Genomic DNA, 25561 nt, shown 5'->3' on the forward strand with positions numbered 1-25561 from the left:
AGGCTTGAATCCGTGGGCCGCCGCAATGGGCCATCCCTGGCCCAGTGCGGCTAACCCGGCGTCCTGCCGGGTTACCCACGAATTCAAGCCTGCGTTCGGCCAGCGTGGTTTAACGGGGCGCCAAAGATCAAGATCAAAAGCGCGGCGGCCTTAGAGCCGACCGGTATCATTTGCCGGTCTGCGATCCAAATGTGGGAGGGGGCAAGCCCCCTCCCACATTTGGATCGCATTTAGCCCATCGAATCAGGGCAGGTCGCGGCTCGCGTAGAACGCACCCAGCACCTTCACCAGATGTGCCAGGTCATGACTGCCGCACAGCTCGCGAATGGAGTGCATGGCAAACGTCGGCAGGCCGATGTCGACGGTGCGCACGCCCAGGTGGCTGGCGGTGATGGGGCCTATCGTCGAGCCGCAGCCCATATCGCTGCGTACTACAAAGCTCTGCACCGGTACTTCCTGGGCCATGCACAGGTGGCGGAAGAACCCGGCGGTTTCGCTGTTGGTGGCGTAGCGCTGGTTGCTGTTGACCTTGATCACCGGGCCGGCGTTGAGCTTGGGGCCGTGGTTGGCGTCGTGTTTCTCGGCGTAGTTCGGGTGCACACCGTGGGCATTGTCCGCAGACACCAACAGGGATTTCTGAATGGTGCGTACGAATTCTTCACCTTCTGGCAGCAGGCGGCGCAGGGTCTGTTCCAGCATCGGGCCATCGGCGCCGCAGGCCGAGCAGGAGCCGACTTCTTCGTGGTCGTTGCACACCAGCACGCAGGTTTCTTCGGTGTCGCTGGTGAGCAGGGCCTGCAGCCCGGCATAGCACGACAGCAGGTTGTCCAGGCGCGCACCGGCGATGAAATCGCCGTTCAGGCCAATCACGGCTGCGCTTTGGGTGTCGTAGAAGCTCAGCTCGTAGTCGAGCACCACGTCGGCATTTAGCCCATGCTCGCGTGCCAGTTGCTCGGTAAGCACGGCACGAAAGTCCACGCGTTCGTCACCGGCAAATTGCGCGAGGATCGGCGGCAGTTCGGTCTGGGCATTGATCGCCCATCCCTGGTTGGCCTCACGGTTCAGGTGAATGGCCAGGTTGGGAATGATCGCGATCGGCAGCTTGAAGTCGATCAGTTGGCTTTCGACCTTGCCGTCGCGCCGGAACGTCACGCGGCCGGCCAGGGACAGGTCGCGGTCGAACCACGGGGCCAGCAAGGCGCCGCCGTAGACTTCCACGCCCAACTGCCAGAAACCCTGGCGCTGCAGCTCGGGCTGTGGCTTGACCCGCAGGCACGGGCTGTCGGTGTGGGCGCCGACCATGCGGATACCGTCTTGCAGCGGCGAGTGGCGGCCCAGTTTGAAGGCGATGATCGAGGAGTCGTTACGGGTCACGTAGTAGCGACCGTTGGCTTCGGTGGTCCAGGTGTCGCGCTCGTCGAGACGCTGGTAGCCGGCCGCTTCCAGGCGCTGGGCGAGGGCGGCAGTGGCATGAAAAGGAGTAGGGGAGGCCTTGAGGAAGTCGATCAGGCCTTGATTCAACGCTTCGCGCATAAATAGCTCCAGACAGCAATGCGCGGAGTTTACCGTTCGAGGGCCAGAAGTGCACAGAACAAATGTGGGAGGGGGCTTGCCCCCGATGGCGGAGTGTCAGTCACTGAATCTGTTGACTGACACACTGCTATCGGGGGCAAGCCCCCTCCCACATTTGACTGCATTCACAACTTAAAAGGGTGCTGGGCACTCGAAGCGCAGGCGTTCGCCGCTTTGCGGATGAGTAAAGCCGAGCATGCTCGCGTGCAGACACAGGCGCGGCCAGGCAGCCAGGGCCTGTTCGTGGGCATACAGGCCGTCACCCAACAGCGGATGCCCGATGGACAGCATATGCACGCGCAACTGGTGCGAGCGCCCGGTGATCGGCGTCAGTTCGACGCGGCACCAGTCGCCACAACGCTCCAGCACTTTCCAGAAGGTCAGCGCATGTTTGCCGAATTCGTGATCCACCACATGGCGTGGCTTGGTCGGTGGGTCATAGCGCAAGGGCAAGTCGATGCTGCCGCTGTCCAGTTCCGGCTGGCCCCATGCCAAGGCGGTGTAGGCCTTTTCTGTTTCGCGGTCGTGAAACTGGCGGGACAGTTCGCGGTGGCTATCGGCATCCCGGGCCAGCAGGATAATGCCGGACGTTTCCCAGTCGAGCCGATGAACGATGCGGGCTTCGGGGTAGCCGTTTTCCTGCAGGCGGGTGATCAGGCAGTCCTTGTTATCGTCGGCGCGGCCCGGCACCGAGAGCAGCAGGGTCGGCTTGTTCACCACCAGGACAGCGTCGTCCTGATGCAGGATATGGATGTTGGACAGCGGCATTAAACAGCCTCGTAACAAACGCCAACGGCGGCTCCACTGACTGCCCCCTCACCTTGTAGGAGCGAGCTTGCTCGCGAAAAACTCGACGGCACCGCGTTCATTCAGGTGAAACGCGGTGGCCTCAGGTTCTTCGCGAGCAAGCTCGCTCCTACGGGGGGAGGAGCCAGGTCGCAGAGCCGCCGTGGCGGCCGCCTGTTCGATCAACGATCAGGCAGGGTGATATTGAGTTCCAGAATCGAGCAGCTGCCGTCATTTTCCAGGGCGACATGCACGTCATCGTTGCCGATATTGACGTACTTGCGGATGACCTCGACCAGTTCCTTCTGCAAGGCTGGCAGGTAGTCCGGGGTACTGCGTTGGCCGCGTTCGTGCGCCACGATGATCTGTAGACGCTCTTTCGCGACCGATGCGGTACTTGGTTTTTTGTTGGCGCGAAAGAAGTCGAGAAATTTCATTGTTTAGTTGCCTCCAAAGATACGCTCGAAGAATCCCTTCTTCTTGACATCGAGGAAGCGGTGTTCCACGGTCTTGCCCAGCAGACGATCGACGGCATCGCTGTACGCCTGGCCGGCGTCGCTCTGGTCGTCAAGAATCACTGGCACGCCCTGGTTGGAAGCCTTGAGGACGGCCTGGGATTCCGGGATCACGCCCAGCAGGGTCACGGCGAGGATGTCCTTGACGTCTTCAACGCCGAGCATTTCGCCATTGCTGACACGCTCAGGGTTGTAGCGGGTCAGCAGCAGGTGCTCCTTGATCGGGTCCTGGCCTTCTTCGGCGCGCTTGGACTTGCTGGCCAGAAGGCCGAGCATGCGGTCGGAGTCACGTACCGAGGACACTTCCGGGTTGGTCACCACGATGGCTTCATCGGCGAAGTACATCGCCAGGTGAGCACCGGTTTCGATGCCGGCCGGGGAATCGCATACCACGTATTCGAAGGTTTCTTTCAACTCGGCGAGGACTTTGCCTACGCCTTCCTTGGTCAGCGCATCCTTGTCACGGGTCTGGCTGGCGGCCAGCACGTACAGGTTCTCAAGGCGCTTGTCCTTGATCAGGGCCTGTTGCAGGTTGGCTTCGCCGTTCACCACGTTGACGAAGTCGTACACCACGCGGCGTTCGCAGCCCATGATCAGGTCGAGGTTACGCAAACCGACGTCGAAGTCGACGATGACTGTCTTGTGGCCGCGCAAAGCGAGGCCGGTACCGATAGCGGCGCTGGTGGTGGTCTTACCCACACCACCCTTGCCGGATGTAACCACGAGAATCTTGGCCAAGGTGTTTCACCCCTAAGGAAAAAGGACTTTCGGTCCCTGAAAAACATCTCTTGAAACTCGCTGCAGGCGGACAGCCTTTGTAGGGAAAAGCCAGGGTTTGCCCAGGGGAAACGCCAACTTCCAAATAGTCCTACGCAAGTATTGCCGGTTTCGCTTTGCTATCAGAGTCTAGAGATGCTTGGAAAATGCGGCAGTATCCGTTAAAGACGGATGATGTTCAACACATCGCCCGACAGGTTGACCTGTACCGAAGCGCCCCATAGCGGATCACGGCGCAGATCTTCGGAAACCTTGTACTGACCCGCGATGGAAACCAGCTCAGCGGTCAACTGCTGGCAGAAAATACGCGCTTTGGTATCACCCTTGATGCCGGCCAGGGCGCGGCCGCGCATCGGGCCGTATACATGGATGTTGCCGTCGGCAAGAAGTTCCGCACCGGGGCTGACCGAGGAGACCACCACAAGGTCGCCGCCCTGGGCGTAAATCTGCTGTCCGCCGCGTACGGGCGAGGTGATGATCTTTGTAGGCCTGATCAAGGGTTCAGGTGGTTTTTCCGGTTTTTTCTTCTCTTCACCGACCAATGGTTCGAGCGGACGCTCGCGCGCACCGGACGGCGGCAATACTGGCAGTTCAATAGCGATGGCCGCGGCAATGTCCTCGATACGGCTGGCGCGAATGGCCAGGGTACGCAGGCCGTGGGAGCGGCACACGCGCATCAGGCCGGGCAGGTCGATGACGCCCTGGCCTGCTGGCAGTTTGTCCAGGGCCAGCACCAGCGGGGCATTGTTGAAAAAATTCGGCGCCAGGGCGACCTTGGCGGCCAGTTGGCGGTCAAGGGCATCAAGGTCGTTGCGGGCCAGTTCCAGCACGGTAATGGCGAGCATGCTGCCTTTCAGCTGGAACACGGGATCTTGGTCTAGCGGTTCGGTTTGGCTCATGGTCGGCGAAAGCGGCTTGTCACGAAAAGTGTCGAGACTTATAACGAGAACACTCACCCGCCGCAAGCCGAGTCGAACCGTTGTAGAATGCGCGGCCCTTGTCTTTACCGGAATCTGTAATGGATCGCCCGCGTTTTCGAGCTGTATTTCTCCACCCGCGTTTTTGGCCATTATGGCTGGGGCTGGGCCTGTTGTGGCTGGTCACCCAACTGCCGTACCGCGTGCTGTTGACCATTGGTCGCCTGCTGGGCGCCGGCATGTATCGCGTGGCCGGTGAACGTCGCCGCATCGCTGCGCGCAACCTGGAATTGTGTTTCCCGGAAAAATCCGCCAAAGCGCGCAAACGCCTGCTCAAGGAAAATTTTGCCTCTACCGGTATCGCGTTTTTCGAGATGGCGATGAGCTGGTGGTGGCCCAAGCCGCGTCTGGCGCGCCTGGCCCATGTCGAGGGCCTGGAGCATCTGAGGCAAGCGCATCTGGAAGGCAAGGGCGTCATTCTGATGGCCCTGCATTTCACCACCCTTGAAATCGGCGCTGCCCTGCTCGGGCAGAAGCACACCATCGATGGCATGTACCGCGAGCACGGCAACCCGCTGTTCGACTTTATCCAGCGCCGTGGCCGCGAGCGCCACAACCTCGACTCGCTTGCGGTGGAGCGCGACGACGTGCGCGGCATGCTCAAGCTGCTGCGCGCCGGCCGTGCGATCTGGTACGCACCGGACCAGGACTACGGCGCCAAGCAAAGTATCTTCGTGCCGCTGTTCGGTATCCAGGCCGCCACGGTGACGGCCACCAGCAAGTTCGCGCGCCTGGGCAAGGCCCTGGTGGTGCCGTTCACCCAGGAACGCCTGGCCGATGGCAGTGGTTACCGCTTGGTGATCCATCCACCGCTGGCCGATTTCCCAGGGGAAACCGACGAAATCGACTGCCTGCGCATCAACCAATGGGTCGAAGCCTCGGTGCGCGACTGCCCCGAGCAATACCTGTGGACCCACCGGCGCTTCAAGAGCCGGCCACCGGGCGAACCCAAGCTGTACGAAAAACGCCGTCGATAACCCTGCTGTCACTGTAGAAGCGAGCTTGCTCGCGAAAAACCCAATAGCACCGCGTTCACCTAGGATGTACGCGTAATCATTGGCGATCTTCGCGAGCAAGCTCGCTCCTACAATGATGTGACGTTGTTAAGCCCAATTTTTTGCCACATGGAGTGACGCAATGCGCCCAGCCGAACCGGTCACAGGCTTGATTCTTTCCGGCGGTGGGGCGCGTGCGGCGTATCAGGTAGGGGTGTTGGCGGCGATTGCCGAGTTGCTGCCGCCGGGGGCGCCCAATCCCTTTCCGGTGATCGTCGGCACGTCGGCCGGGGCGATCAATGCGGTCACCCTGGCCAGTGGCGCGACGGACTTCACCGCCGCTATCGAACGCCTTACCGCGTTCTGGCAGGGCTTTCGCAGCCATCTGGTGCTGCGCAGCGACTGGCCGGGCGTGATCCGCCAGGCCAGTCGTTTTCTGTTTCATAGCCTGTTGGGCCTGGGCAGGCGGTTTCCGGTGGCGTTGCTCGACAGTTCACCGCTGCGCGATTTGCTGCAGGACAAACTGCATCTGGCGGGAATTGATGAAGCCATTCGGGGCCAGCATCTGCACGCCGTGGCGGTCACCGCGTTCGGCTATGAATCCGGGCAGGCGGTGACCTTCTATCAAGGCGGCGGCACCATCGAGGCCTGGCTGCGCCATCGGCGCATCGGCGTGCCGACGCAACTCACGGTTGAGCACTTGCTGGCCAGCTCGGCGATTCCCTTGCTGTTCGCCCCGGTGAAACTCGACCAGGAATACTTCGGTGACGGCGCCGTGCGCCAGTCGGCCCCGATCAGCCCGGCCCTGCACCTGGGCGCCAGCCGCGTGCTGGTGGTCGGCGTCAGCGGTAACCCGCGCGGCAACGAACCCTCGATGCCGCGCACCTATACCGGCCAGGAGCCGACCCTGGCGCAGATCGGCGGCCACATGCTCAACAGCACGTTCATTGACAGCCTGGAAAGCGATATCGAATTGCTGGAGCGCTTGAATCAATTCAGCGATGTCTCGCCCGAGCTGGCGTCGGTGGAGGTGCTGGTGATTGCGCCCAGCCAGCCGATCGATGAAATCGCGGCACGCCATCGCCAGGAATTGCCGGCGGCGTTGCGCATGTTCCTGCGTGGGCCGGGGGCGACCAAAACCAGTGGGGCGGGGGTGTTGAGTTACTTGCTGTTCGAGGCAGGGTATTGCAGCGAACTGATCGAATTGGGGCGCAAGGATGCGCTGGCCAAACGTGAGGAAATCATCCGATTCCTCGGCCTGACGCAGAGCTGAATGTGGGAGGGGGCTTGCCCCCGATAGCGGTGTGTCATTCACAGTATCTGTGACTGAATCGCCGCCATCGGGGGCAAGCCCCCTCCCACATTTGAACTGCGGTGTTTGATCAGAAGTGGTACTTGACCAGGAAGCTTGCGGTGTCCTGGGTCGTTTTGAACGCGCCCGAGTCCTCGATCCCGTACTTGTTCTTCCAATAGTCGTATTCAAAACCTACGTACAACTGTTTGTCGCCCCAATGCAGCGCTTTACCGAGGTCGTATTTGACCTGCGGGTTGAAGTGCAGGTTGGCGTGATAAGTGCCACGGGCGTTCTTGTCGTTGTCCACCACCCAGTCCATGAAACCGTCGATCAACACATCGGAGCTGCCCACGGGAATGGTGTACGACCACACCGGAGTGATCTGCCACACGCCGTCACCCGGGCGGTTGCCTTCGGTCTGGCGCTGGTAGAAGTTCAGCTGGAAGTAGTCGAAACCCGGAATATTCAAGTCAAACGCCGGGCCCAGCAGGTACGACTCGTTATCGCCTTCGCCGAACTCGTAAGTGAAGGCCAGCAAGACATCTTTGATCGGGCCGAATGACAGGTCCTTGTCGAGGATTTTGCCGAATGACAAACGCGGGCTGAACTCGCCGTAGTAGGTATTCGGACCGACGTTGCCGTCTTCCTTGCCGTTGTAGAAGATGCGGTCGAGGAAGAAGAAGTTGTCGCCGTACTTCCACGCGTCGGCATGTTCGAAGGTGACGGTTTGCTGGATCTGCGGGTTGACGGTAAAGCTCTTGCCCCACAGATAGGTCAGGCTGTTGTTTTGCCACTGCAACACATCACCGGCCACGGCTTGGCCACCGGCCAGCAGGGATCCCGCCAGCATCAGGCCTTTGAACATAGGTTTCATTCGGTGCTCCCGAGTTAAAGTTTTATGTTTTTTCTCATCTGGCGCTCTGACACGGCGCCTTTGGATTGGCTGAAAAACTCGTCTGGTTGGTCAGCTTTATGGCTACAGCAAAAGCCGCGCCAAGGCGGTAAAAAACCGTCGATTCAAGCGGGCGCGGAGAATACTTGCTCCCACGTCGGGGCTCAAGTGCGCCGTTACAGCGCGCTCAGGGCGACAATGGGGCGTGCGTCAGGTGTGGACGTGCTCAACGGCAGGGCGCTCGGCACCGCCGAGAATGTTGAACAGGATATTCAGCGACAACGCGCTGAGGGTGGCCATGGCGATGCCACTGTGGGTGATTGGGCTCATCCACACCGGCAATTGCGCGAAGAAGTCCGGGCGCACCACCGGGATCAGGCCCATGCCGATGCTTACCGCCACCAGCAACTGGTTGCGCCGGTCAGCGATGTCGGCTTCCTGCAGGATCTTGATACCGGTCGCCGCCACCATGCCGAACATGGCAATGGCCGCGCCGCCCAGCACTGCCGGCGGAATCGAGGCCACCAGGTAGGCGGCCTTGGGCAACAGGCTCAGCACGATCAAAAACACCCCGGCCATAATGGTGACCGAGCGGCAGCGCACGCCGGTCATCTGCACCAGGCCGATATTCTGCGCGAACGAGGAGTGGGTGAAGGTGTTGAAGAACCCGGCGAAGAACGACGCACCGGCATCACACAGCAGGCCGCGACGCAGCATTTTTGGCGTGACCTCCTGGCCGGTAATCTTGCCCAGGGCGAGGAACATGCCGGTGGATTCGACAAAGATGATCACCACCACCAGGCACATCGACAGAATGGGTGCCAACTCAAACCGGGGCATGCCGAAGTGCAGCGGTGTCACCACCTGCACCCACGGCGCCCGGGCCAGGCCGCTGAGGTCGACCATGCCGATAACGCCGCACAATGCGTAACCCAGGCCCATGCCGATCAGCACCGAGATGTTCACCCAGAAGCCGCGCATGAACCGGTTGATCAGCAGGATAGTGGCCAGCACCAGCGCGGCCACCGCCAGGTACACCGGCGAGCCGAACGTAGCGGCCGCGCTGCCGCCACCGGCCCAGTTTACGGCCACGGGGAACAGCGACAAACCAATGGCGGTAATCACCGTACCCGTCACCAGCGGCGGGAAAAAGCGCACGACCTTGGACATGAACGGCGCGATGAGCATGCCGAAGAACCCGGCGGCGATGGTCGCGCCGAAGATGCCCTGCAAACCGATGCCGGGCATGCCGGCCATGGCGACCATGCTGCCGACGGCGGCGAAACTGGCGCCCATCATCACCGGCATGCGAATGCCCACCGGGCCGATGCCGAACGACTGCACCAGGGTGGCAATACCGGCGACCAACAGGTCGGCGTTGATCAGGAAAGCGATTTCCTCACGGCTCAAGCCTGCGGCCTGGCCAATGATCAAGGGCACGGCGACGGCGCCGCCGTACATCAGCAAGACGTGTTGCAGGCCTACCAGAATCAGTTGCAAGAGGGGCAGCCGCACCATGGCGGGCGCGGCAGGAGTCTGCGTTTCTAACTGGGACATGCAACACCTCGGATCTTTTTATTGTTGTGTTGTGTGGAGCGCAATATTCAAAACACAGCAGTACCAAATGTGGGAGGGGGCTTGCCCCCGATGGCGGTGGATCAGTTACAGGTGTGCTGGCTGGCACACTGCAATCGGGGGGCAAGCCCCCTCCCACATTGGATCTCTGTGAATCAGTCAGTTGGTGCGGGCCCCTTGGTTGATCCAGGTGCCGATCAGATCCCGCTCCTGCTGGGTCATTTGGGTGATGTTGCCCAACGGCATGATCTGGCTGGCCACGGCCTGCGCCTGAATGCGTGCAGCCTGCTGCTGGATCTGCTCAGGTGTGTCGAACATCACGCCCGCCGGTGCCGTGCTGAACAATGGACTGGTGGGTTTGGCCGAGTGGCACACCGTGCAGCGTTGCTCGATCACATGGTGCACCTGGCCGAAGTCCGTGGTGGCCTGGGCCGGTGCCGGTTCAGCGGCCGGTGCGGCGGGCGCGGCCGGTTTCAAGCCACCGCCCAAGGCGGTTTCCGGCAGGGGTTGGTACTCGATGGCTGCCGGTGCCTTGGCCACTTCCGGCGCGGGCTTGGGCCCGGTCACGTAGGCCAGGCTGATCATCGCCAGCGCGCCCACCGGCAAGGTCCAGGCATACTTCTGGCTGTTGTGCCGGGTGTTGAAGTAGTGCCGCACCAGCACCGCCGCCACGGCAATCCCGGCGAGGATCAGCCAGTTGTATTGGCTGCCGTAGGTGCTCGGGAAGTGGTTGCTGATCATGATGAACAGCACCGGCAGGGTGAAGTAGTTGTTGTGCCGTGAGCGCAGCAAGCCTTTGGCCGGCAGTGCCGGGTCCGGCGTGCGGTTCTCGGCAATGGCCGCCACCAGTGCGCGCTGGGCGGGCATGATGATACGGAACACGTTGCCGACCATGATCGTGCCGATCACCGCCCCCACATGCAGGTAGGCGCCACGGCCGCTGAACACCTTGCTGAAGCCGTAGGCCGCTGCGATCAGCAGCACGAACAGGATCAGGCCGAGCAGGGCAGGGCGCTTGCCCAGGGCCGAGTCGCAGAGAAAGGAGTAGATGAACCAGCCGGCGAACAGTGAGCCGATGCCCAGCAAGACGCCTTCGGTTCCGCTCAGGCTGCTGCCGGGGGCCAGCAGGTACAGGGTCGGGTTCCAGTAGAACACCACGCACAGCAGCGCGACGCCCGACATCCAGGTGAAATAGGCTTCCCATTTGAACCAGTGCAGGTTGTCCGGCATGGTCGGCGGGGCCAGTTTGTACTTTTCCAGGTGGTAGATACCGCCACCGTGGATCGCCCACAAGTCACCGGCCAGGCCGCTTTTGGGGTTGACGCGGTTGAGGTTGTTTTCCAGCCAGACGAAATAGAACGAAGCGCCGATCCAGGCGACGCCAGTGATCATGTGAACCCAGCGTACGCTCAGGTTCAGCCATTCCAACAGATGTGCTTCCACAGTCTTTACCTCTCGCCTGTCACCCTTGTTGTCGGGTGATCCGGCCTTCTCTTATTGGTGGGGGGCAAGGATCAAACGCTCATCCTCTTTGAAAAAATGCTCATCGCAGTTATTGCCTGTGCCACTGCGATCAACCACCAGGAAGTCATCCCGCTTTTCGATCGTCAGCACCGGGTGGTGCCAGACGCCGCGATGGTAATTGATGCCCTGCCTGCCGTTGGTGACGAAGGCGCGGACCAAGCCTGATACAGGTGCATCGCCAAGGGGCGCGACCACGATCAGAAAGGGGTTGCCGAGCAGCGGAATGAAGGCCTGGCTGCCCAGCGGGTGTCGTTCCAGCATGCACACGGTCAGCGGCATGTCCTGCGCGTCGGCGCGGAAAATGCTGATGATGGCGTGGTCCTCGGGCTGTGCCGTTTCGACTGTCGCCAGTTTGTGAAAGCGCATGGTCGACCCGTTGTTGATCATGAAGTGATCGCTGCCATCGGTTTCGATAACGTCTCCGAAAGGGGCGAAGGCTTCTTTGGTCAGGGGTTCGATCATCAGTGTGCGCATGGCTGTCTTCTTATCCGGATGCTGTGTTGGATCGTTCCCACGCTCTGCGTGGTAACGCTGCCCTGGACGCTCTGCGTCCGCTCTTGGTGACGCGGAGCGTCACGGGATGCATTCCCACGCGGAGCGTGGGAACGATCATGCGGTGCTATTTGGCAACCTTGCCCAATACGCGCAGACGGCTCACACCGCCATCCGGGAACACATTCAGGCGGATGTGGGTAATCGGGCCCAGCGCCTTGAGCTGCTCGGCGAAGGTGTGTTCGGCGTGCATTTCCAGCTTCTGCGCCGGCAGCAGTTCGCGCCAGAACAGCGATTGGGTCTCGATCTGGCTGTCGGTGCCGCCTTTGACGAACGCGCCCTGGATCGAGCAAGTGTCCGGGTAGTTGCCCTTGAAGTGCAGGGTGTCGACGATGATTTTTTCGATTTCGCCGGGGTGCCCCAGCGCGACGATCACCCAGTCGTTACCTGGCGTACGTCGACGCGCGGTTTCCCAGCCGTCGCCCATGTTGATGCCACGGCCCGGGTTGAGGATGTTGCTCATGCGCCCGAAGTGTTCATCGGAGCAGGCCAGGGCACGACCGCCATTGAGCGCGGCGGCCAGGTCGACCTGTTCGTTGTCGCCCACGGCGGACCAGTCGCGGAACGGCACGCCGTACACGCGCAGACGGGCCACGCCGCCATCCGGGTAGATGTTGAAGCGCAGGTGGCTGAACGCCTGCGCGTGGTTGATCTCGTGGTAGTGATGGCTGTTGCCTTGCAGTTCGACGGCCGACAGCACTTCCACCCATTGGGTGTTCTCGTCAGGCTCGCCCGAAACCAGGAAGCAGGCTTCCAGGGACGCCGATGGTGGATAGTTGCCGGTGAAGAATGAAGTGTCGATGTCCACGCCTTTGATCGAACCCGGTACGCCGAGGCGGATCACCGCGCTGTCGTAGCCTTCGAAGCGCTTGCGGCGCGACTCCCAGCCGTCCATCCACTTGCCGTTATCATCGAAAACGCCCTCCTTCCACACAGCCGGGGTCGGCTGGAACAGGCGGTTGGCGTCGGCGAACCAGTCATCGGTCACGGAGATGATTTTGGTGCCCAGGCGGGCGTCGGCGAGGTTGACGAACTTCTCGAAAGGTACGGGTTGCGCTTTCATTCTTCTTGTCTGCCTTGGATAGAGTGGCTGGGGATGGTCGTTTAGAGGGTCAGTAAGCGGAACAGCGCGATCTTGTTGATCTCGTCCAGCGCGCACTTGAACTCGGCCTTAGTCGAGTTGTGGATGCGCGTTTCGAACGCGGCGAGGATCTGGTGCCGGTTGCTGCCTTTTACCGCCATGATGAAGGGAAACTTGAACTTGGCCTTGTAGGCCTCATTCAGCTCGGTGAAGCGCGAGAACTCTTCGGCCGTGCATTGGTGAATCCCCGCGCCAGCCTGTTCATCGGTGCTGGCTTGGGTCAGTTGGCCCTGGACGGCGGCGCGGCCTGCCAGGTCCGGGTGAGCGTTGATCAGGGCCAACTGGCTTTGATGATCAGCGCTCAACAGGATATCGCTCATGCGCTGGTGCAGGGTTTCGATCTGGTCGATCGAGGCGTCCTGGCCCAGGTCGTAGGCCTTTTCGGCGACCCATGGCGAGTGTTCGTAGATATCGGCGAAGGCCTGGACGAAGGCGTCACGGCTCAGGGTCGAGGGTGTCAGTGTCTGAAACGTGGTCATTTGGCGGCTCCCGTGAACGGGTGGGTTGCGTGCCAGTGCCGGGCGATGTCGACGCGGCGGGTGAACCACACCTGTTCATGGCTTTTGGCGTATTCGATAAAGCGCTTGAGCGACGCCAGGCGCGCCGGGCGACCGATCAGGCGACAGTGCAGGCCGATGGACAACATCTTCGGCGCCTCGGCGCCCTCGGCATACAGCACGTCGAAAGCGTCCTTGAGGTACTCGAAAAAGTCATCGCCCTTGTTGAAACCCTGCACCTGGGTGAAGCGCATATCGTTGGTGTCCAGGGTATAAGGGATCACCAGGTGCGGCTTGCCGTTAGGGGAGTTGGGTTCCCAGTAGGGCAGGTCGTCGTCGTAGGTGTCACAGTCGTACAGGAAGCCGCCTTCCTCCATCACCAGGCGCCGGGTGTTGGGGCCGGTGCGCCCGGTGTACCAGCCCAATGGGCGCTCGCCGGTCAGTTCGGTGAGGATGCGGATCGCTTCGAGCATGTGCTCGCGCTCCTGGGCCTCGTCCATGTACTGGTAGTCGATCCAGCGGTAGCCGTGGCTGCAGATCTCGTGGCCGGCGGCAACCATGGCGCGGATCACATCCGGGTGGCGCTGGGCAGCCATGGCCACGGCGAAGATGGTCAGCGGAATGTCGAATTGCTTGAACAGCTTGAGGATGCGCCACACCCCGGCACGGCTGCCGTATTCGTACAGCGACTCCATGCTCATGTTGCGCGCGCCTTGCAGCGGCTGGGCCGAGACCATTTCCGAGAGAAACGCTTCGGACTCTTTGTCGCCATGCAGGATATTGCGCTCGCCGCCTTCTTCGTAATTGAGTACGAACGACAGCGCAATGCGTGCCTTGCCCGGCCAATGAGGGTGAGGAGGGTTACTGCCGTAACCGATCAGGTCGCGTGGGTAGTCAGCGCTCACTGCAGTCTTCCTTCTTGTTCGTGGTAGCAGGTGCGTGTGGCGGCCGGGCAGTGGAAAGACTGGGTGGCGTCACAGCGATGAGTGATTGTATACAACTTATCGCAAACTTTGTAAGCCTGCATTTGTGCATTTTTTCTGAACAGTCTGTCTGCAAGAAACTTGCCTAAGTGGTCAGGTTAAAATGAAAAAGCCTACTGTAGGAGCGAGCTTGCTCGCGAAAGACCAGAGGGCGCCACTTTTTATCCTGAAAGTCCGCGTTATCGTTGGCGTTTTTCGCGAGCAAGCTCGCTCCTACAGTGGAGGGGAGTGCTGTCGATTTTATTGTGTACAATTTCTGTAGAAAGTGTCTTAATCGGTCATCGCCGGCTTTTTCGCTGCCCTGAAAGAGTGCGGATTCTCTTTTACTGACTTCGGGAGGCGCATGACGCCATGGGACGTTTGACCACACACGTTTTGGACGCCGCACACGGCTGCCCCGGCAGCGCGATCAAGGTCGAGCTGTATCGCGTCGAAGGCGCGCAGCTTGAACTGGTGGGTAGCGCCGTGACCAATAGCGACGGCCGCTGCGACGCGCCCCTGCTGCAAGGCGACGACTACCGCAGCGGTGTCTACCAGCTGCAATTCAATGCCGGTGATTACTATCGCGCCCGGGGTGTGCCGTTGCCCGAACCGGCCTTTCTCGATGTGGTGGTATTACGCTTCGGCATCAGCGCCGAGCAAGAGCATTACCATGTACCCCTGTTGATTTCCCCTTACAGCTACTCCACTTATCGCGGTAGCTGAGTCGGCACCTCGCCTCACCCCCCCAATGCTCTTCGTTGGTTTTTCGCCCGCGCACACTGCGGGCTTTTTTTATTCTGACGGGGCTGCGCGCCACCCAACTATATAACGCACCGTTGGCGGCCCAGGTGCCTAGGCTCGGCTTTTCTGTACGGAACAGTCTGCCATGAGTACCGACAACACCGCTTGGTTGGCCGCTGAGGCCGCCGCGGCCCAAGCGCTTGATTTTGATGACCCGCAAACCTCTGAGTCGGAGCGTGACGCGGCGATTCGCATACTGTTGACCCGACGGCTCAACGCGGTCACGCAGCCCAGTCATGAAATCAATCGCTTGTGTGAAGCACAAACCAGGGCCAGAGAGGCGGCAAAATCCTTGAAAGGTTTGGTTGGGCGTGCGCCGCGGGTCCTGGGCATTATCCGCGGGGCCTTACGCAAGGCCTTCGCTCTGGACCCCGATACGCTGCTGTTCACCGAATCCCGACCGCCGCCCCTTCCCCGGAAGGTCAATAGCCTGACCGAAAAAGCCCTGGCGCTTCTCATTGAGCCTGCTGTGCCGCTCAACATTAACCAGTTCACTTCATTGTGCATCAAGGACCAACCTGCACGGGCGTTGTCGTTTACCGCCCGGGATGCGCTGGAACGCGTGAAGGCGTTGAAACTGCTCCGTCAGATTGAGGCGGCTGAACGAGATTATTGGCAGCAATTGGCCTATGGATCCTGGCTGACACGCAAGCAGCATTGGGTGCAGCTGCGAAAGTCGTTGTTCGCCGAGAATGCACTGCTCGCACATCGTGTTTACCAACTGTCGGATCGCGGCTTCGCCATGGTCCGCAACGTCATGGAGATTCCGGGCGCCGACGCGCGCCGCCGGGCGGGAGGGGAGTGGGCAAGTATTCAAGTGAGCGCACTGGCGTGGCCTGGCACCAATCAGGCGCTGGTGCCTGTGCCGGGTGCTTTGCATATTTATCGTGATGACATCGCGGGGGACTCACCCCACGTGATTTACCTGCCCGGTCTGACTCGCGAGTTTTACGAGTTCAGTTCCTGGTACCGAATGCAATGTGATTTGCCAATGCTGGTCAATGGCCCGTTGAGCCAGGTGCTTTGGCAGTGTTTGCCACTGCGTCGTTGGCATGAACTGTGTGACATGGCGAGCGCGGTGCCCCTGGCGTTCACTCTTCAGCTTATCGGTGTGCACCAGGAAGACGCGTTGCTCGCCAGTGCGACCGAGCTGCTGGAGGGGCAGTGGGATAACGAGGTGGCCTGTGCCTTGTCGATCAACCCTGCGGCAGTGGGCGTTCAAGGTGCGGGGACGTTCAGCGCTCCCGATGTGAAACGCTTGCTCAAGTTCATCGAAAAGGGCCGCCGCAGGCTGGCACGCAGCCTGTTGCTGGGAAAGGCCCTGGACGCCTTGCCGGAATGGGATCGTCAGCGCCGTAGCCATGAGATTGTGTGTGCAAGCCTGACCTCGGACCTCGCCTTCAAGACCCGTGAAGCGCAACTCAAACGTTACGAAAAAGGCCTGATGGCGTTGTTGGATCCGACGGATATGGGCAAAAGCAGCCAGCCTTATCAAGACTTCTTGAGCCTTGAACAGCGTTGGCAGGAACACGTGAGTGCAGCGAGTCAGTGGGCTCATGGCCCGCACGGGCGCATGTTTCAGAAGGCGTTCTGGCTTGAGCAGCCTTTGGGTACGTCTAATCGCGGTTCATTGGTGGGGACGGCCCTGGGCCGGGCTTTGCTTCTGGAAGCCCAGATGCTGCAGCAGTTGAGCCTATTGCCTGCCGCGCACCTGAAGCGATTGAACACGGTGTTGAGTGAGTCTTGGGTCCCCGGCGACAACGCAACGGATACCTGTGTATTGCAGGTAACCGTCGGCAGCGAGTCCGGCCCTTCGTACCCGTTGCTGGGCGCGTTGCTCGTGACCACCCATGAGGCCCAGGCTTACCCTGATCGGCCACACTCAGTGTTGTTATACGTGACGGGCCTGTACGGCGGGCTTGTGCCCTTTGATAACTTGAACGCTTTTGCCAAGGGCCTGAATGCCAGCCTGAAAAGCCGCGATGGCTCCGTGTTGTGGCGCTGCATCGGGCGTGATCACCGCGCGGCGGCGCGGCGCTGGGTCCATGGGGTGCCCAAGGACACGCCATTGGGAGTGAGCTACGAGGCCATCAAGCGCACGATGCTCAAGGACCTGTTCATTAAACTGATGCAACATTACGCTGCGTTGAACAAGCTTGTGGGCACGGGTGTTCGGTTGTTCAGTGAGGTGAGCGATCCGCAGTTAAGCCGTATGTTGCTGGCCCAGGAGTTGTTCGAGTGCCTGCAAGTACCGGCCAATGATGCTCGCACCCTGGCACTGGCCAATATCAACCTGCTGCAGGTCGCCGCCACTCAGGCCAAAAAACTCCCGTCGTGGTTGGGTAGTGCTTCAACCCGTAAGCGAAAGCACTACAGACGGTTGTCACGCCGCTATCTGACGAATGCCTTTGCGGTGGAGCGCAAACTATGGCTGGACTTGCCGAGCCTGGAGTCATTCGCCCGGACTGCGTTGATTGCGCGATTGACCCAGGACGGGGTTTGCCCGCAGCTGGATATCGACACGCCTCTGTTTGATATGCCCGATGATGTCAGTTCCCAATTGTGCAGCTGGTCGAGCCAGTGCGCAGTGGGCGATCGCGATATAAAAATGGTCGTCAGCCAACGGCGAACGACCTTCAGTCTCCTGCAATTGGCGTTGCACAACCTCGACCCCAAGGCGCCCTGGACCCGCTGGCGGTTGAACCGGGCAAAATGGCTGGAGCCGGCCTGGAAAGAGCGCTTGAGCGTGCGTTATCTGATCGACACCCTGTCTTCGCTCGATCTGGGTGGCGAGTACGACAAGTTGATCATCAAAGCATTTTATCCGTCGGCGTCTGCTCAGGCCACGTCCCCAGGCCTCTCGCAGGCCCTGATCTATAGGGCTTTGCAACAGCGTGCCCACATGCAGCTGTACTCTGCAGCCCAGCAAGGCTTGAGTGATAAAGCCCAGCGTCTGTTTACCCTGGCGATGGCAGCCCGGTCGGCAAGTGACCTGAAAAAAGAGGGGTTCGACCTACAGTTGGCGGTTCTGCGGCTGATGGATGCTGCCCCGGCACATGATCGGCACATCGCCGGCCTGTTATTTATTCATGACCAGTCCTCAGGGCTCTGTGTGGTGTATTGGCCCATGGCGGCGGCCAGCCAGGTGATTGTCGCCTATGCCAGTTTGGGCGAAGCGCAGAAGGCCTTGAATCTTGTGGGTGCACGGCCCGAAAACCAGAAGGCGTTGGCGCGTCAGGTGGCGCCTGGCTGGGAGGCGCAGGCGCTGGACAGTTACCCCGGTGAAGACCTGCAGGTACTGCCTCGCGAGCAACACTCGCTTCAGCCAGTCCTGCCCGCCTTCTATAGTGCGTTTACTGAGATCGTGAAGTTTTTCGCGGCCCCGCCAAAGACGCCGGGGGTAGACCCGGCCAGTGTCGAGGCGTTGATCAAAGAGCAGATTGAGTCGCAGCCTGAACATTGGTTAGCGGCTGCACCCACCCACTCGGGTAATGCCATGGCGTTGTTGGCCCATGCGCAGGTGTTCGATCTGCAACGTCGTACCCAAGCCCAATCCCAGTCTTCCCAAGCACTTGAGCACTACCGCGAGCTACGTCTGGGGGAGCAGCGCGACGCGACGATTCGCGGTCTGCTGGGTTTTGTCCCGGTGCTGGGCGTTGGCGTCAGCCTTTATGAAATGCTGCTAGCCGCGCGGCGCTTTCATTTCAGCGGGTCAGCCCATGACGCTGTGGATGTGGTGTTCTTGACGATGATGGCATTCATAGACGTGCTGACATCCTTTGCGCCCTCCTCAAAAGGCGCGCGCGTTTCGCGTGGCGCTCTGGGGCGTTTGCATCGTCATCAACGAATCCTCCCGGGTACACATGCCGGCCTGAAACCGTCACCGATCAAACCACCTCATCTGCTGAACCACTTCCAGTCCTTTGGCAGTTTGGACGGGGCCGTTGAACTGGCGGGGCCGGGCGGTAAAGGTCGGTATGTGAAAGAGGGCCAGCAGTTTATCCGCGAGGGTAAAGATGTTTACCGGGTATACACACGCGAGAACGACCGGGGGCTGCGCCTGAAAAATAGCCAGGGCGAAGATGAGCTGATTCTACACATTGAGCAGCCCCATGAATGGCTGCTGGGGGCGGATGCGCCACAACCGGGCCCCAGTTCCGGCGTCCTCAGCCCGTGGAGAGTGCCTGGGCCGCAATCCGACTGGAACCCCTCCAGGGCCTCGCGCGATGCTGTGCCAAACACGATTCTGCAATCAGTCTCGACGGCTACCCATTGGCAGCAGTGGCGCATTCCACCTCATGAGGTAGGGCCGATATCGCATTCTCCGTCTGCCGGGGTGTTCCATATTGCGCAGGATGCGCGCGGATACCCTCACAATGTCCTTCGGGCGGCTCCCCCCAATTCCGGCCTGATGGATCCGGCGAGCAGTTATTTCAGGCTGCTTCCCGAGGGCAATTCGGCTCCATCGAATGGCATTCAGTTTATTTACAAAAATGAGCCGCTGGTTTCGTTGGCGGGGGTGGACATTGAGCGCTGGACGACGACGGCGCTGCTTGAGCAGCCTCTTCCGGTGTCATATGTTCAAGCCCGTGAATGGCGGGTCCATGCCCCACTGTTCGACAGGCCTTTGACGGACTACGTGAGTTCGTCCTTCCCCACCATGACCCGCCATAGCCGGGCATTCACCGTCGAGAGGGTGATTGAGTTATCAGGTCCAAAGCGCCCGGCAACGGCCGGTCATATGCTCAACGTGCGTGCGGCGATCGACGATTGGCTACCCACACGCCCTGCCAAGCCAGGCCAGACGGATGATTTGCTGCGCCTATTGCGTCCTCACGATCTGGATCGAGAGTTCATACACATCGGTTACGATGGCAAGGCGCCTGGTTTCACGCGGGTAGACTTCACGGTCAGGCCAGACCCTAAGCTCCAGCGCGGTGGTAAAGCGGTTGTGGCCGATAGGCAGACTGCGCAAATCGCGGCAGTCAAGGCAGTGCTGACGTCGCAGGGCTTCGATTTTCGGGATATCTCGGTGACACGCTACGGGAAAAAAACCGTACAGGAATTGATCGCTACCCATCCCAACTCTCCAACCCAACTGTATTACGTGGCCTTCCAGTGGGTTGAAAAGGGCAGCATCAAAATCGGTGCCAGGCTTGATAATCGCTGGTTCCACGCAGACCCGTCATTACCCGTCGAGGTGAAAACCGCACTGCAGGAAAATCGTCTGGTTCGGATAATGGCGGGCATTCAGTGGCCTACCTTTGGGGAAGTGCCTCCAAGCGTTTACTTCATCAAACTGGTCCCTATCGATTAATCAGCGATACCGCCCCGGCGCCGCCGAACAGCGCGGCGCTGATACGGTTGAACCAGCTCTGGCCCGAACCGCTGCGCAAGTAACGCGCTGCGCCATGGGCACCCAGGCCGTAGGCCAGCTTGCACAGCAGGTCGAGCACCGTCCAGGTGGCGATCATGGTCAACAACTGTGGCAGGAAAGCCTGCTGGCTATTGAGAAACTGCGGCAGGAAGGCCGCGAAAAACAGAATGTCCTTAGGGTTGCTGGCACCCAGGACAAAGGCCCGGCCAAATAGCGTGCGGAACCGGGGTGTTGCCGTGGCCGCAGGCATTACGGCGCCCCGGTTCGGTTGGCGCGATTGCTGCCAGCTCTGCCAGGAGAGATAAAACAGATAGGCCGCGCCGACGATTTTCAAGGCACTGAACAGCTGTTCCGAGGCCAGCAACAAGGCCCCCAGACCCAAGGCCGAAGCACTCAACAGGCAGATCGACGCAAACACTCCGCCCAAAAACGCCGGGTACGAGCGGCGCAGGCCGTAGTTGAGGCTGTTGCTGATCATCAGCAGCGACAGTGGCCCTGGAATCAGGATCACGATCAATGCAGCCCCACTGAACAGCAGCCAGGTATCCAGGGTCATCATTTGCTCCTTTTATAAAAATACGAACTTCGCAATGAAAATCGCGCACAACACCCACAGGCTGACGGAAATCTCGCGGTACTTGCCGGTGCCGGCCTTCAGCGCCACATAGGTGATGAACCCCAGCGCAATGCCGTCGGCGACCGAAAACGTCAGCGGCATCATGATCGCGGTGACGATCGCCGGAATGCTGTCGGTGGCTTCATCCCAGTTGATATGCGCCATGCTCGCCATCATCAGCATTGCCACGTAGATCAGCGCGCCGGCGGTGGCGTAGGCGGGAATCATGCCGGCCAGCGGCGCGAAGAACATCGCCGCCACAAACAGCACGCCCACCGTTACCGCCGTCAGCCCGGTACGGCCACCGGCTGCCACACCGGCGGCGCTTTCCACGTAGCTGGTCACGGGCGGTACGCCGACCATGGCGCCGAATACACTGGAGGCACTGTCGGCCTTCAGCGCGCGGGACAGGTTGTCGATCTTGCCATCGGCGTTCACCAGGCCAGCACGTTGCGCAACGCCCATCAGTGTACCTGCGGTGTCGAACATGTGTACAAAAAGAAAGGCGAATACCACGCTGATCATGCTCACATTGAACACACCCATCACGTCCATGGCCATCCAGGTCGGCGCCAGGCTCGGTGGGGTGGAGAGAATGCCGTTGTAATGCACCAGGCCCAGGCCCCAGCCGGCCAACGTGACGGCGATGATGCTGATGAGGATGGCGCCGAACACGCGGTGATAGCTGAGAATGGCGATCAGCAGGAAACACACCGCCGCCAGCAACGGCGCGGGCTCGTGCAGGGAGCCAAGCTTGATCAGGGTCGCCGGGCTGTCGACGATGATCCCGGCGGTTTTCAGACCGATCACGCCGAGGAATAGGCCTACCCCGGCGCCCATGGCGTGGCGCAGGCTCACGGGAATACTGTTGAGCAGCCATTCACGGATGCGCGACAGGGTCAGGATCATGAACAGCACGCCGGAGATAAACACCGCGCCGAGGGCGGTCTCCCAGTGGTAGCCCATGGTGCCAACCACGGTGTAGGTGAAAAACGCGTTCAGGCCCATGCCCGGTGCCAGGCCCACCGGCCAGTTGGCGTACAGGCCCATCAACAGGCAGCCCAGCGCGGCGGCGATGCAGGTGGCGACGAACGCCGCACCATGGTCGATGCCCGCATCGGCCATGATGTTGGGGTTGACGAAGATGATGTAGGCCATGGTGATGAAGGTGGTAAGGCCGGCGATCAGCTCGGTCTTCACTGTGGTGCCATGCAAGCGCAGTTTGAACAGGCGTTCGAGCCAGCCGTGGTGCGGCGGGCTGAGGTCCAGGGTGGGGGCTTCGGTTTTGCGGCTATCCACAGCGCGTACTCCTCAATCGTTTTATTGTTATTTCCAGCGCCGGTCACATGAGTGGGCAGCAGCGCTTTGAGGTACCGGCGAGTTTTGTTGACTGATAGGTCAGGAACTCGCACGAAGCGAATTATGCTTTTGTATACAAATAAAGCAAATAATGTTTTCGATTATCTGCGCAGAAAGGGATGAAAGGCCGTCCACCACGGCAGTCGGACGGATTTATTCTGCGCAGCGCCTTGAAACAAACCGTGGATAGCCGCACTTTGTGGGCGCAGGCGTTCGTTTCGGGCGCGTCAAGCGGCATAAGGGGAGCCCATGTACAAGGTTTATGGCGATTACAAATCGGGCAACTGCTACAAGATCAAATTGATGCTCAACCTGTTGGGCATCCCGTACCAATGGATCGATATCGATATTCTCAAGGGCGACACCCAGACCCCTGAGTTCCTGGCGAAGAATCCCAACGGCAAGATCCCGGTGCTGGAGCTGGAAGACGGTACCTGCCTGTGGGAGTCCAACGCGATCCTCAACTTTCTCGCCGATGGCAGCGACTTCCTGCCCAGCGAGCCGCGCTTGCGTACCCAAGTGTTGCAGTGGCAGTTCTTCGAGCAATACAGCCACGAACCGTATATTGCCGTGGCGCGGTTTATCCAGTTTTACCTGAACATGCCGCAGGATCGTCTTGAGGAATACAAGACGAGCCACAAGGGCGGTTACAAGGCGTTGAGGGTGATGGAGCGCCAGCTGCAAGCCACGCCGTATCTGGTGGGCGAGCACTATTCGATTGCCGATATCGCGTTGTATGCCTACACCCATGTGGCCCATGAAGGCGGGTTTGATCTGGCGCCGTATCCGGCGGTGCAGGCGTGGCTGCAGCGGGTGGCCAGTCATCCTCGGCATGTCCCGATGCTGGACTGATCATGCAATCAAAAGGTGGGGGCAAGCCCTGATGTAGGAGCGAGCTTGCTCGCGAAAAACGTCAACGATAACGCGTGCTTCCTGAATGAACGCGGTGCCTGTGAGTTTTTCGCGAGCAAGCTCGCTCCTACAGAGGGTGGTGATCGCCAAGCCCTCTGCGACCATTTAGCTCAATGGTGAGTCAGATAACTCTTTATTTAGCAGGTCAAAGCAGCGCTGTGCTGCCGGGCTTAACGCCATCCCACTGCGAGTGATCAACCCGATCTCCCGGTTCACTCCAGGATGATCGATCGTGATCCGCTGCAACCCCTCCAGGCTGTCCGCCGCCGACTCCGGCAGCACACTGATCCCCAACCCTTGGCGCACCAACGCCAATACCGTCGACATGTAGTTGGCTTCCATGCCCGCGTTCAGCGTCAGTCGTGTCTGGTCGAACAGCGCGTCTACTTGCTCGCGCACGCTGCTGTCGCGTCCGGTCAGGATGATCGGTTGGTCTGCCAATTGCGCCAGGGTCAGTGACCGATAGCGCGTCAGTCCATGGTTCAATGGCACAAACGCGCACAGCCGGTCATTCAACACCGGCACGAAGTCCAGGCCATGACTCAGGCGCGCACTCACGCCGATGCCGAAATCCACCTCGCCGGAACGCACCTGGGCATGAATGCGATGGGCCACCAGGTCATGCAGGCGCACTTCAATCCCGGCGAAGCGCTCGCGAAACAAGCGCAACACCGGCGGCAGGCTGCCGGCGCACACCGAGGGCAGGGCGGCGAGGGTGACCACACCCCGGCGCAGGGCGGCGAGGTCACGCGAGCCGGTGACGATGTTGTCCAGGTCCAGCAGCAATTTTTCCATGGGGCCACGCGCCTCCTGGCCGGCGGCGGTGATGCTCACGTGGCGCGGGCTGCGGTCGAGCAGGGCGACGCCCAGCCAGTCTTCCAGTTGTTGCACCTGCACGGTGAGGGCTGACGGAGACAGATGCAGCTCGTTGGCGGCCTTGGTGAAACTGCCGGTACGGGCGACAGCGAGGAAGGCCTGGATGTGCTGGATGCTATTTTTCATGAGGTCACTTCGTTTTGTTTTTCCGAACGTGCTATGCCGAATATTCCAATTTACAAAGACTAACCCGCTTCCAATACTCCAGGGAAAACAATAACCGGCCACCAAGGCCGCTCTGGAGTACCCCATGCTTGCAACCCTGGGCGTCATTACCATCCTCTGCCTGCTCGCCGCTGTAATGAGCAAGCGTCTCTCGCCCCTGGTGGCCCTGATTGCCTTGCCGATCATCGCCGCGTTGATCGGTGGGTTCGGCCTGCAAACCAGCGGGTTCATCATCACTGGCATCAAGAACGTCGCCCCGGTCGTTGGCATGTTTGTGTTTGCGATCCTGTTCTTCGGGATCATGACCGACGCCGGCATGCTCGACCCGATCATTGATCGCATCCTGCGCACGGTCGGCACGCGTCCTACACGGATTGTCGTCGGCACCGCGACCCTGGCGCTGCTGGTGCACCTGGACGGCTCCGGCGCGGTGACCTTTCTGGTGACGGTGCCGGCGATGTTGCCGTTGTACACCCGGCTGGGCATCGACAAGCGCATCCTGGCCTGCGTCTGTGCGATGGCCGCCGGGGTCAACTTCCTGCCGTGGACCGGGCCGGTGCTGCGCTCGTCCGCGGCGTTGCATGTGCCGGTGGCGGACCTGTTCCAACCGCTGATCCCGGTGCAGATCGTCGGGCTGATCTTTGTGTTCGCCTGCGCCTGGTGGCTGGGTCATCGGGAAGAAAAACGCCTGGGCCTGGGCGCCGGTTCCAGCGTCGACGCGGTGCCGCAACGGGTGCTCAGTGACGACGATATCAAGCTGCGCCGTCCACGGCTGTTCTGGGTCAACCTGATGCTCACTCTGCTGGTGATGGTGGTGATGATCGCCGGCTGGGTCGACCCGGTGGTGATGTTCATGCTCGGCACCGTGGTCGCGCTGTGCATCAACTACCCCAATGTCGACGCCCAGCGCGCGCGTATCGACGCCCATGCCAAAACCGCCCTGACCATGGCCAGTATCTTGCTCGCCGCCGGCGTGTTCACCGGCATCATGCAAGGCACCGGCATGCTCAAGGCGATTGCCGAAGTGGCGGTGGCGCAGATTCCCGCCGGCCATGGCAAGTTGATCCCGGCGGTGGTCGGCTTTATTTCCATGCCGTTGAGCATGTTGTTCGATCCCGATTCCTACTATTTCGGCGTGATGCCGGTGATCGCCGAAGTCGGCAAGGCGCTGGGCGTCGACCCGCTGCAAGTGGCCCAGGCCTCGTTGCTGGGTGTGCACACCACCGGTTTCCCGGTCAGCCCGTTGACCCCCGCGACCTTCCTGCTGGTGGGCCTGTGCAAGATCGAACTGGCCGATCACCAGCGCTTCACCATTCCTTTTCTGTTTGCCGCGTCGGTGCTGATGACCCTGACCGCGCTGCTTTTGGGCGTTATCTAAGAGGAGTTATCTGAG

Annotated in this window: 21 protein-coding genes; 6 read left to right on the forward strand and 15 right to left on the reverse strand. The window is 60.6% G+C overall.

Annotated elements, in window-relative coordinates:
• Positions 1-243: 243 nt before the first annotated feature.
• From BFP96_RS23450 to minC, 5 genes are all read right to left on the reverse strand, one after another.
• Positions 244-1533, reverse strand: coding sequence for a M18 family aminopeptidase (locus BFP96_RS23450; protein ID WP_065887937.1), 1290 nt, complete (start codon positions 1531-1533; stop codon positions 244-246).
• 171 nt (positions 1534-1704) lie between these two features.
• Positions 1705-2340, reverse strand: a complete 636-nt coding sequence (locus BFP96_RS23455) for an RluA family pseudouridine synthase (protein WP_065887938.1) — start codon at positions 2338-2340, stop codon at positions 1705-1707.
• A gap of 200 nt (positions 2341-2540) precedes the next feature.
• Positions 2541-2795 (reverse strand): cell division topological specificity factor MinE, encoded by a 255-nt coding sequence (minE, locus tag BFP96_RS23460; protein WP_003175252.1) that lies wholly within the window; start codon positions 2793-2795, stop codon positions 2541-2543.
• A gap of 3 nt (positions 2796-2798) precedes the next feature.
• Entirely contained in the window at positions 2799-3611 is an 813-nt protein-coding gene (gene minD, locus BFP96_RS23465; RefSeq protein WP_065887939.1) for a septum site-determining protein MinD, read from the reverse strand.
• Between the two features lie 200 nt (positions 3612-3811).
• Positions 3812-4549, reverse strand: a complete 738-nt coding sequence (gene minC, locus BFP96_RS23470; protein ID WP_065887940.1) for a septum site-determining protein MinC — start codon at positions 4547-4549, stop codon at positions 3812-3814.
• Between the two features lie 119 nt (positions 4550-4668).
• Between minC and BFP96_RS23475 the strand changes: the two genes are divergently transcribed.
• Together BFP96_RS23475 and BFP96_RS23480 are read left to right on the forward strand one after the other, a co-directional pair.
• Complete coding sequence (locus BFP96_RS23475; protein ID WP_065898420.1) at positions 4669-5604, forward strand: lipid A biosynthesis lauroyl acyltransferase; 936 nt, start codon at positions 4669-4671, stop codon at positions 5602-5604.
• A 160-nt stretch (positions 5605-5764) separates the two neighbouring features.
• Positions 5765-6895, forward strand: a complete 1131-nt coding sequence (locus BFP96_RS23480) for a patatin-like phospholipase family protein (protein ID WP_065893999.1) — start codon at positions 5765-5767, stop codon at positions 6893-6895.
• A gap of 109 nt (positions 6896-7004) precedes the next feature.
• Here BFP96_RS23480 and BFP96_RS23485 read toward each other — a convergent pair whose 3' ends face one another.
• The 7 genes from BFP96_RS23485 to puuE all read right to left on the reverse strand — a co-directional run bounded on the left by BFP96_RS23485 (position 7005) and on the right by puuE (position 14002).
• Complete coding sequence (locus BFP96_RS23485) at positions 7005-7790, reverse strand: outer membrane protein OmpK (protein ID WP_065887943.1); 786 nt, start codon at positions 7788-7790, stop codon at positions 7005-7007.
• A gap of 228 nt (positions 7791-8018) precedes the next feature.
• A complete protein-coding gene (locus BFP96_RS23490; RefSeq protein ID WP_065894000.1) occupies positions 8019-9365 on the reverse strand; it encodes a nucleobase:cation symporter-2 family protein in 1347 nt (448 codons plus the stop codon).
• A 177-nt stretch (positions 9366-9542) separates the two neighbouring features.
• Entirely contained in the window at positions 9543-10826 is a 1284-nt protein-coding gene (locus BFP96_RS23495) for a urate hydroxylase PuuD (RefSeq protein ID WP_065937111.1), read from the reverse strand.
• A gap of 51 nt (positions 10827-10877) precedes the next feature.
• Complete coding sequence (locus tag BFP96_RS23500; RefSeq protein ID WP_005789953.1) at positions 10878-11381, reverse strand: ureidoglycolate lyase; 504 nt, start codon at positions 11379-11381, stop codon at positions 10878-10880.
• 145 nt (positions 11382-11526) lie between these two features.
• Entirely contained in the window at positions 11527-12522 is a 996-nt protein-coding gene (gene alc / locus BFP96_RS23505; protein ID WP_065887946.1) for an allantoicase, read from the reverse strand.
• A 41-nt stretch (positions 12523-12563) separates the two neighbouring features.
• On the reverse strand, positions 12564-13079 hold the full coding sequence (uraD, locus tag BFP96_RS23510) for a 2-oxo-4-hydroxy-4-carboxy-5-ureidoimidazoline decarboxylase (protein ID WP_065937112.1): 516 nt from the start codon (positions 13077-13079) through the stop codon (positions 12564-12566).
• The gene (gene puuE, locus BFP96_RS23515) at positions 13076-14002 is read right to left on the reverse strand and encodes an allantoinase PuuE (protein WP_065894004.1); all 927 of its coding nucleotides are present in this window, start codon (positions 14000-14002) and stop codon (positions 13076-13078) included. Before puuE ends, uraD begins: the two co-directional genes overlap by 4 nt.
• A gap of 429 nt (positions 14003-14431) precedes the next feature.
• Between puuE and uraH the strand changes: the two genes are divergently transcribed.
• Entirely contained in the window at positions 14432-14785 is a 354-nt protein-coding gene (gene uraH / locus BFP96_RS23520) for a hydroxyisourate hydrolase (RefSeq protein WP_065894005.1), read from the forward strand.
• Between the two features lie 163 nt (positions 14786-14948).
• A complete protein-coding gene (locus tag BFP96_RS23525; RefSeq protein ID WP_065937113.1) occupies positions 14949-20180 on the forward strand; it encodes a dermonecrotic toxin domain-containing protein in 5232 nt (1743 codons plus the stop codon).
• Here BFP96_RS23525 and BFP96_RS23530 read toward each other — a convergent pair.
• Positions 20170-20796: a LysE family translocator gene (locus BFP96_RS23530; protein WP_065887951.1), complete on the reverse strand. Its 627-nt coding sequence runs from the start codon at positions 20794-20796 to the stop codon at positions 20170-20172. The genes BFP96_RS23525 and BFP96_RS23530 overlap by 11 nt on opposite strands.
• 12 nt (positions 20797-20808) lie before the next feature.
• Positions 20809-22155 carry an NCS2 family permease gene (locus BFP96_RS23535; protein ID WP_065894007.1) on the reverse strand — a complete coding sequence of 449 codons (1347 nt, stop codon included), beginning with the start codon at positions 22153-22155 and terminating at the stop codon, positions 20809-20811.
• Positions 22156-22464: 309 nt separating this feature from the next.
• On the opposite strand from BFP96_RS23535, the gene BFP96_RS23540 reads away from it, so the two are divergent.
• On the forward strand, positions 22465-23067 hold the full coding sequence (locus BFP96_RS23540) for a glutathione S-transferase family protein (protein WP_065898425.1): 603 nt from the start codon (positions 22465-22467) through the stop codon (positions 23065-23067).
• A 165-nt stretch (positions 23068-23232) separates the two neighbouring features.
• On the opposite strand, the gene BFP96_RS23545 is transcribed toward BFP96_RS23540, so the two are convergent.
• Positions 23233-24129, reverse strand: a complete 897-nt coding sequence (locus BFP96_RS23545) for a LysR family transcriptional regulator (protein WP_065894008.1) — start codon at positions 24127-24129, stop codon at positions 23233-23235.
• Positions 24130-24253: 124 nt separating this feature from the next.
• Between BFP96_RS23545 and BFP96_RS23550 the strand changes: the two genes are divergently transcribed.
• The gene (locus tag BFP96_RS23550) at positions 24254-25546 is read left to right on the forward strand and encodes a CitMHS family transporter (RefSeq protein ID WP_065887954.1); all 1293 of its coding nucleotides are present in this window, start codon (positions 24254-24256) and stop codon (positions 25544-25546) included.
• The last annotated feature ends 15 nt before the right edge of the window (positions 25547-25561 follow it).

This window comes from Pseudomonas sp. 34 E 7 (genome assembly GCF_900005715.1).
GTDB classification, from domain to species: domain Bacteria; phylum Pseudomonadota; class Gammaproteobacteria; order Pseudomonadales; family Pseudomonadaceae; genus Aquipseudomonas; species Aquipseudomonas orientalis_A.

Coding starts and splice junctions, on each gene's coding strand:
- BFP96_RS23450 (WP_065887937.1), bottom strand. CDS start 1,533: ATGCGCGAAGCGTTGAATCAAGGCCTGATCGACTTCCTCAAGGCCTCC.
- BFP96_RS23455 (WP_065887938.1), bottom strand. CDS start 2,340: ATGCCGCTGTCCAACATCCATATCCTGCATCAGGACGACGCTGTCCTG.
- minE (WP_003175252.1), bottom strand. CDS start 2,795: ATGAAATTTCTCGACTTCTTTCGCGCCAACAAAAAACCAAGTACCGCA.
- minC (WP_065887940.1), bottom strand. CDS start 4,549: ATGAGCCAAACCGAACCGCTAGACCAAGATCCCGTGTTCCAGCTGAAA.
- BFP96_RS23475 (WP_065898420.1), top strand. CDS start 4,669: ATGGATCGCCCGCGTTTTCGAGCTGTATTTCTCCACCCGCGTTTTTGG.
- BFP96_RS23480 (WP_065893999.1), top strand. CDS start 5,765: ATGCGCCCAGCCGAACCGGTCACAGGCTTGATTCTTTCCGGCGGTGGG.
- BFP96_RS23485 (WP_065887943.1), bottom strand. CDS start 7,790: ATGAAACCTATGTTCAAAGGCCTGATGCTGGCGGGATCCCTGCTGGCC.
- BFP96_RS23490 (WP_065894000.1), bottom strand. CDS start 9,365: ATGTCCCAGTTAGAAACGCAGACTCCTGCCGCGCCCGCCATGGTGCGG.
- BFP96_RS23500 (WP_005789953.1), bottom strand. CDS start 11,381: ATGCGCACACTGATGATCGAACCCCTGACCAAAGAAGCCTTCGCCCCT.
- alc (WP_065887946.1), bottom strand. CDS start 12,522: ATGAAAGCGCAACCCGTACCTTTCGAGAAGTTCGTCAACCTCGCCGAC.
- uraD (WP_065937112.1), bottom strand. CDS start 13,079: ATGACCACGTTTCAGACACTGACACCCTCGACCCTGAGCCGTGACGCC.
- uraH (WP_065894005.1), top strand. CDS start 14,432: ATGGGACGTTTGACCACACACGTTTTGGACGCCGCACACGGCTGCCCC.
- BFP96_RS23525 (WP_065937113.1), top strand. CDS start 14,949: ATGAGTACCGACAACACCGCTTGGTTGGCCGCTGAGGCCGCCGCGGCC.
- BFP96_RS23530 (WP_065887951.1), bottom strand. CDS start 20,796: ATGACCCTGGATACCTGGCTGCTGTTCAGTGGGGCTGCATTGATCGTG.
- BFP96_RS23540 (WP_065898425.1), top strand. CDS start 22,465: ATGTACAAGGTTTATGGCGATTACAAATCGGGCAACTGCTACAAGATC.
- BFP96_RS23545 (WP_065894008.1), bottom strand. CDS start 24,129: ATGAAAAATAGCATCCAGCACATCCAGGCCTTCCTCGCTGTCGCCCGT.
- BFP96_RS23550 (WP_065887954.1), top strand. CDS start 24,254: ATGCTTGCAACCCTGGGCGTCATTACCATCCTCTGCCTGCTCGCCGCT.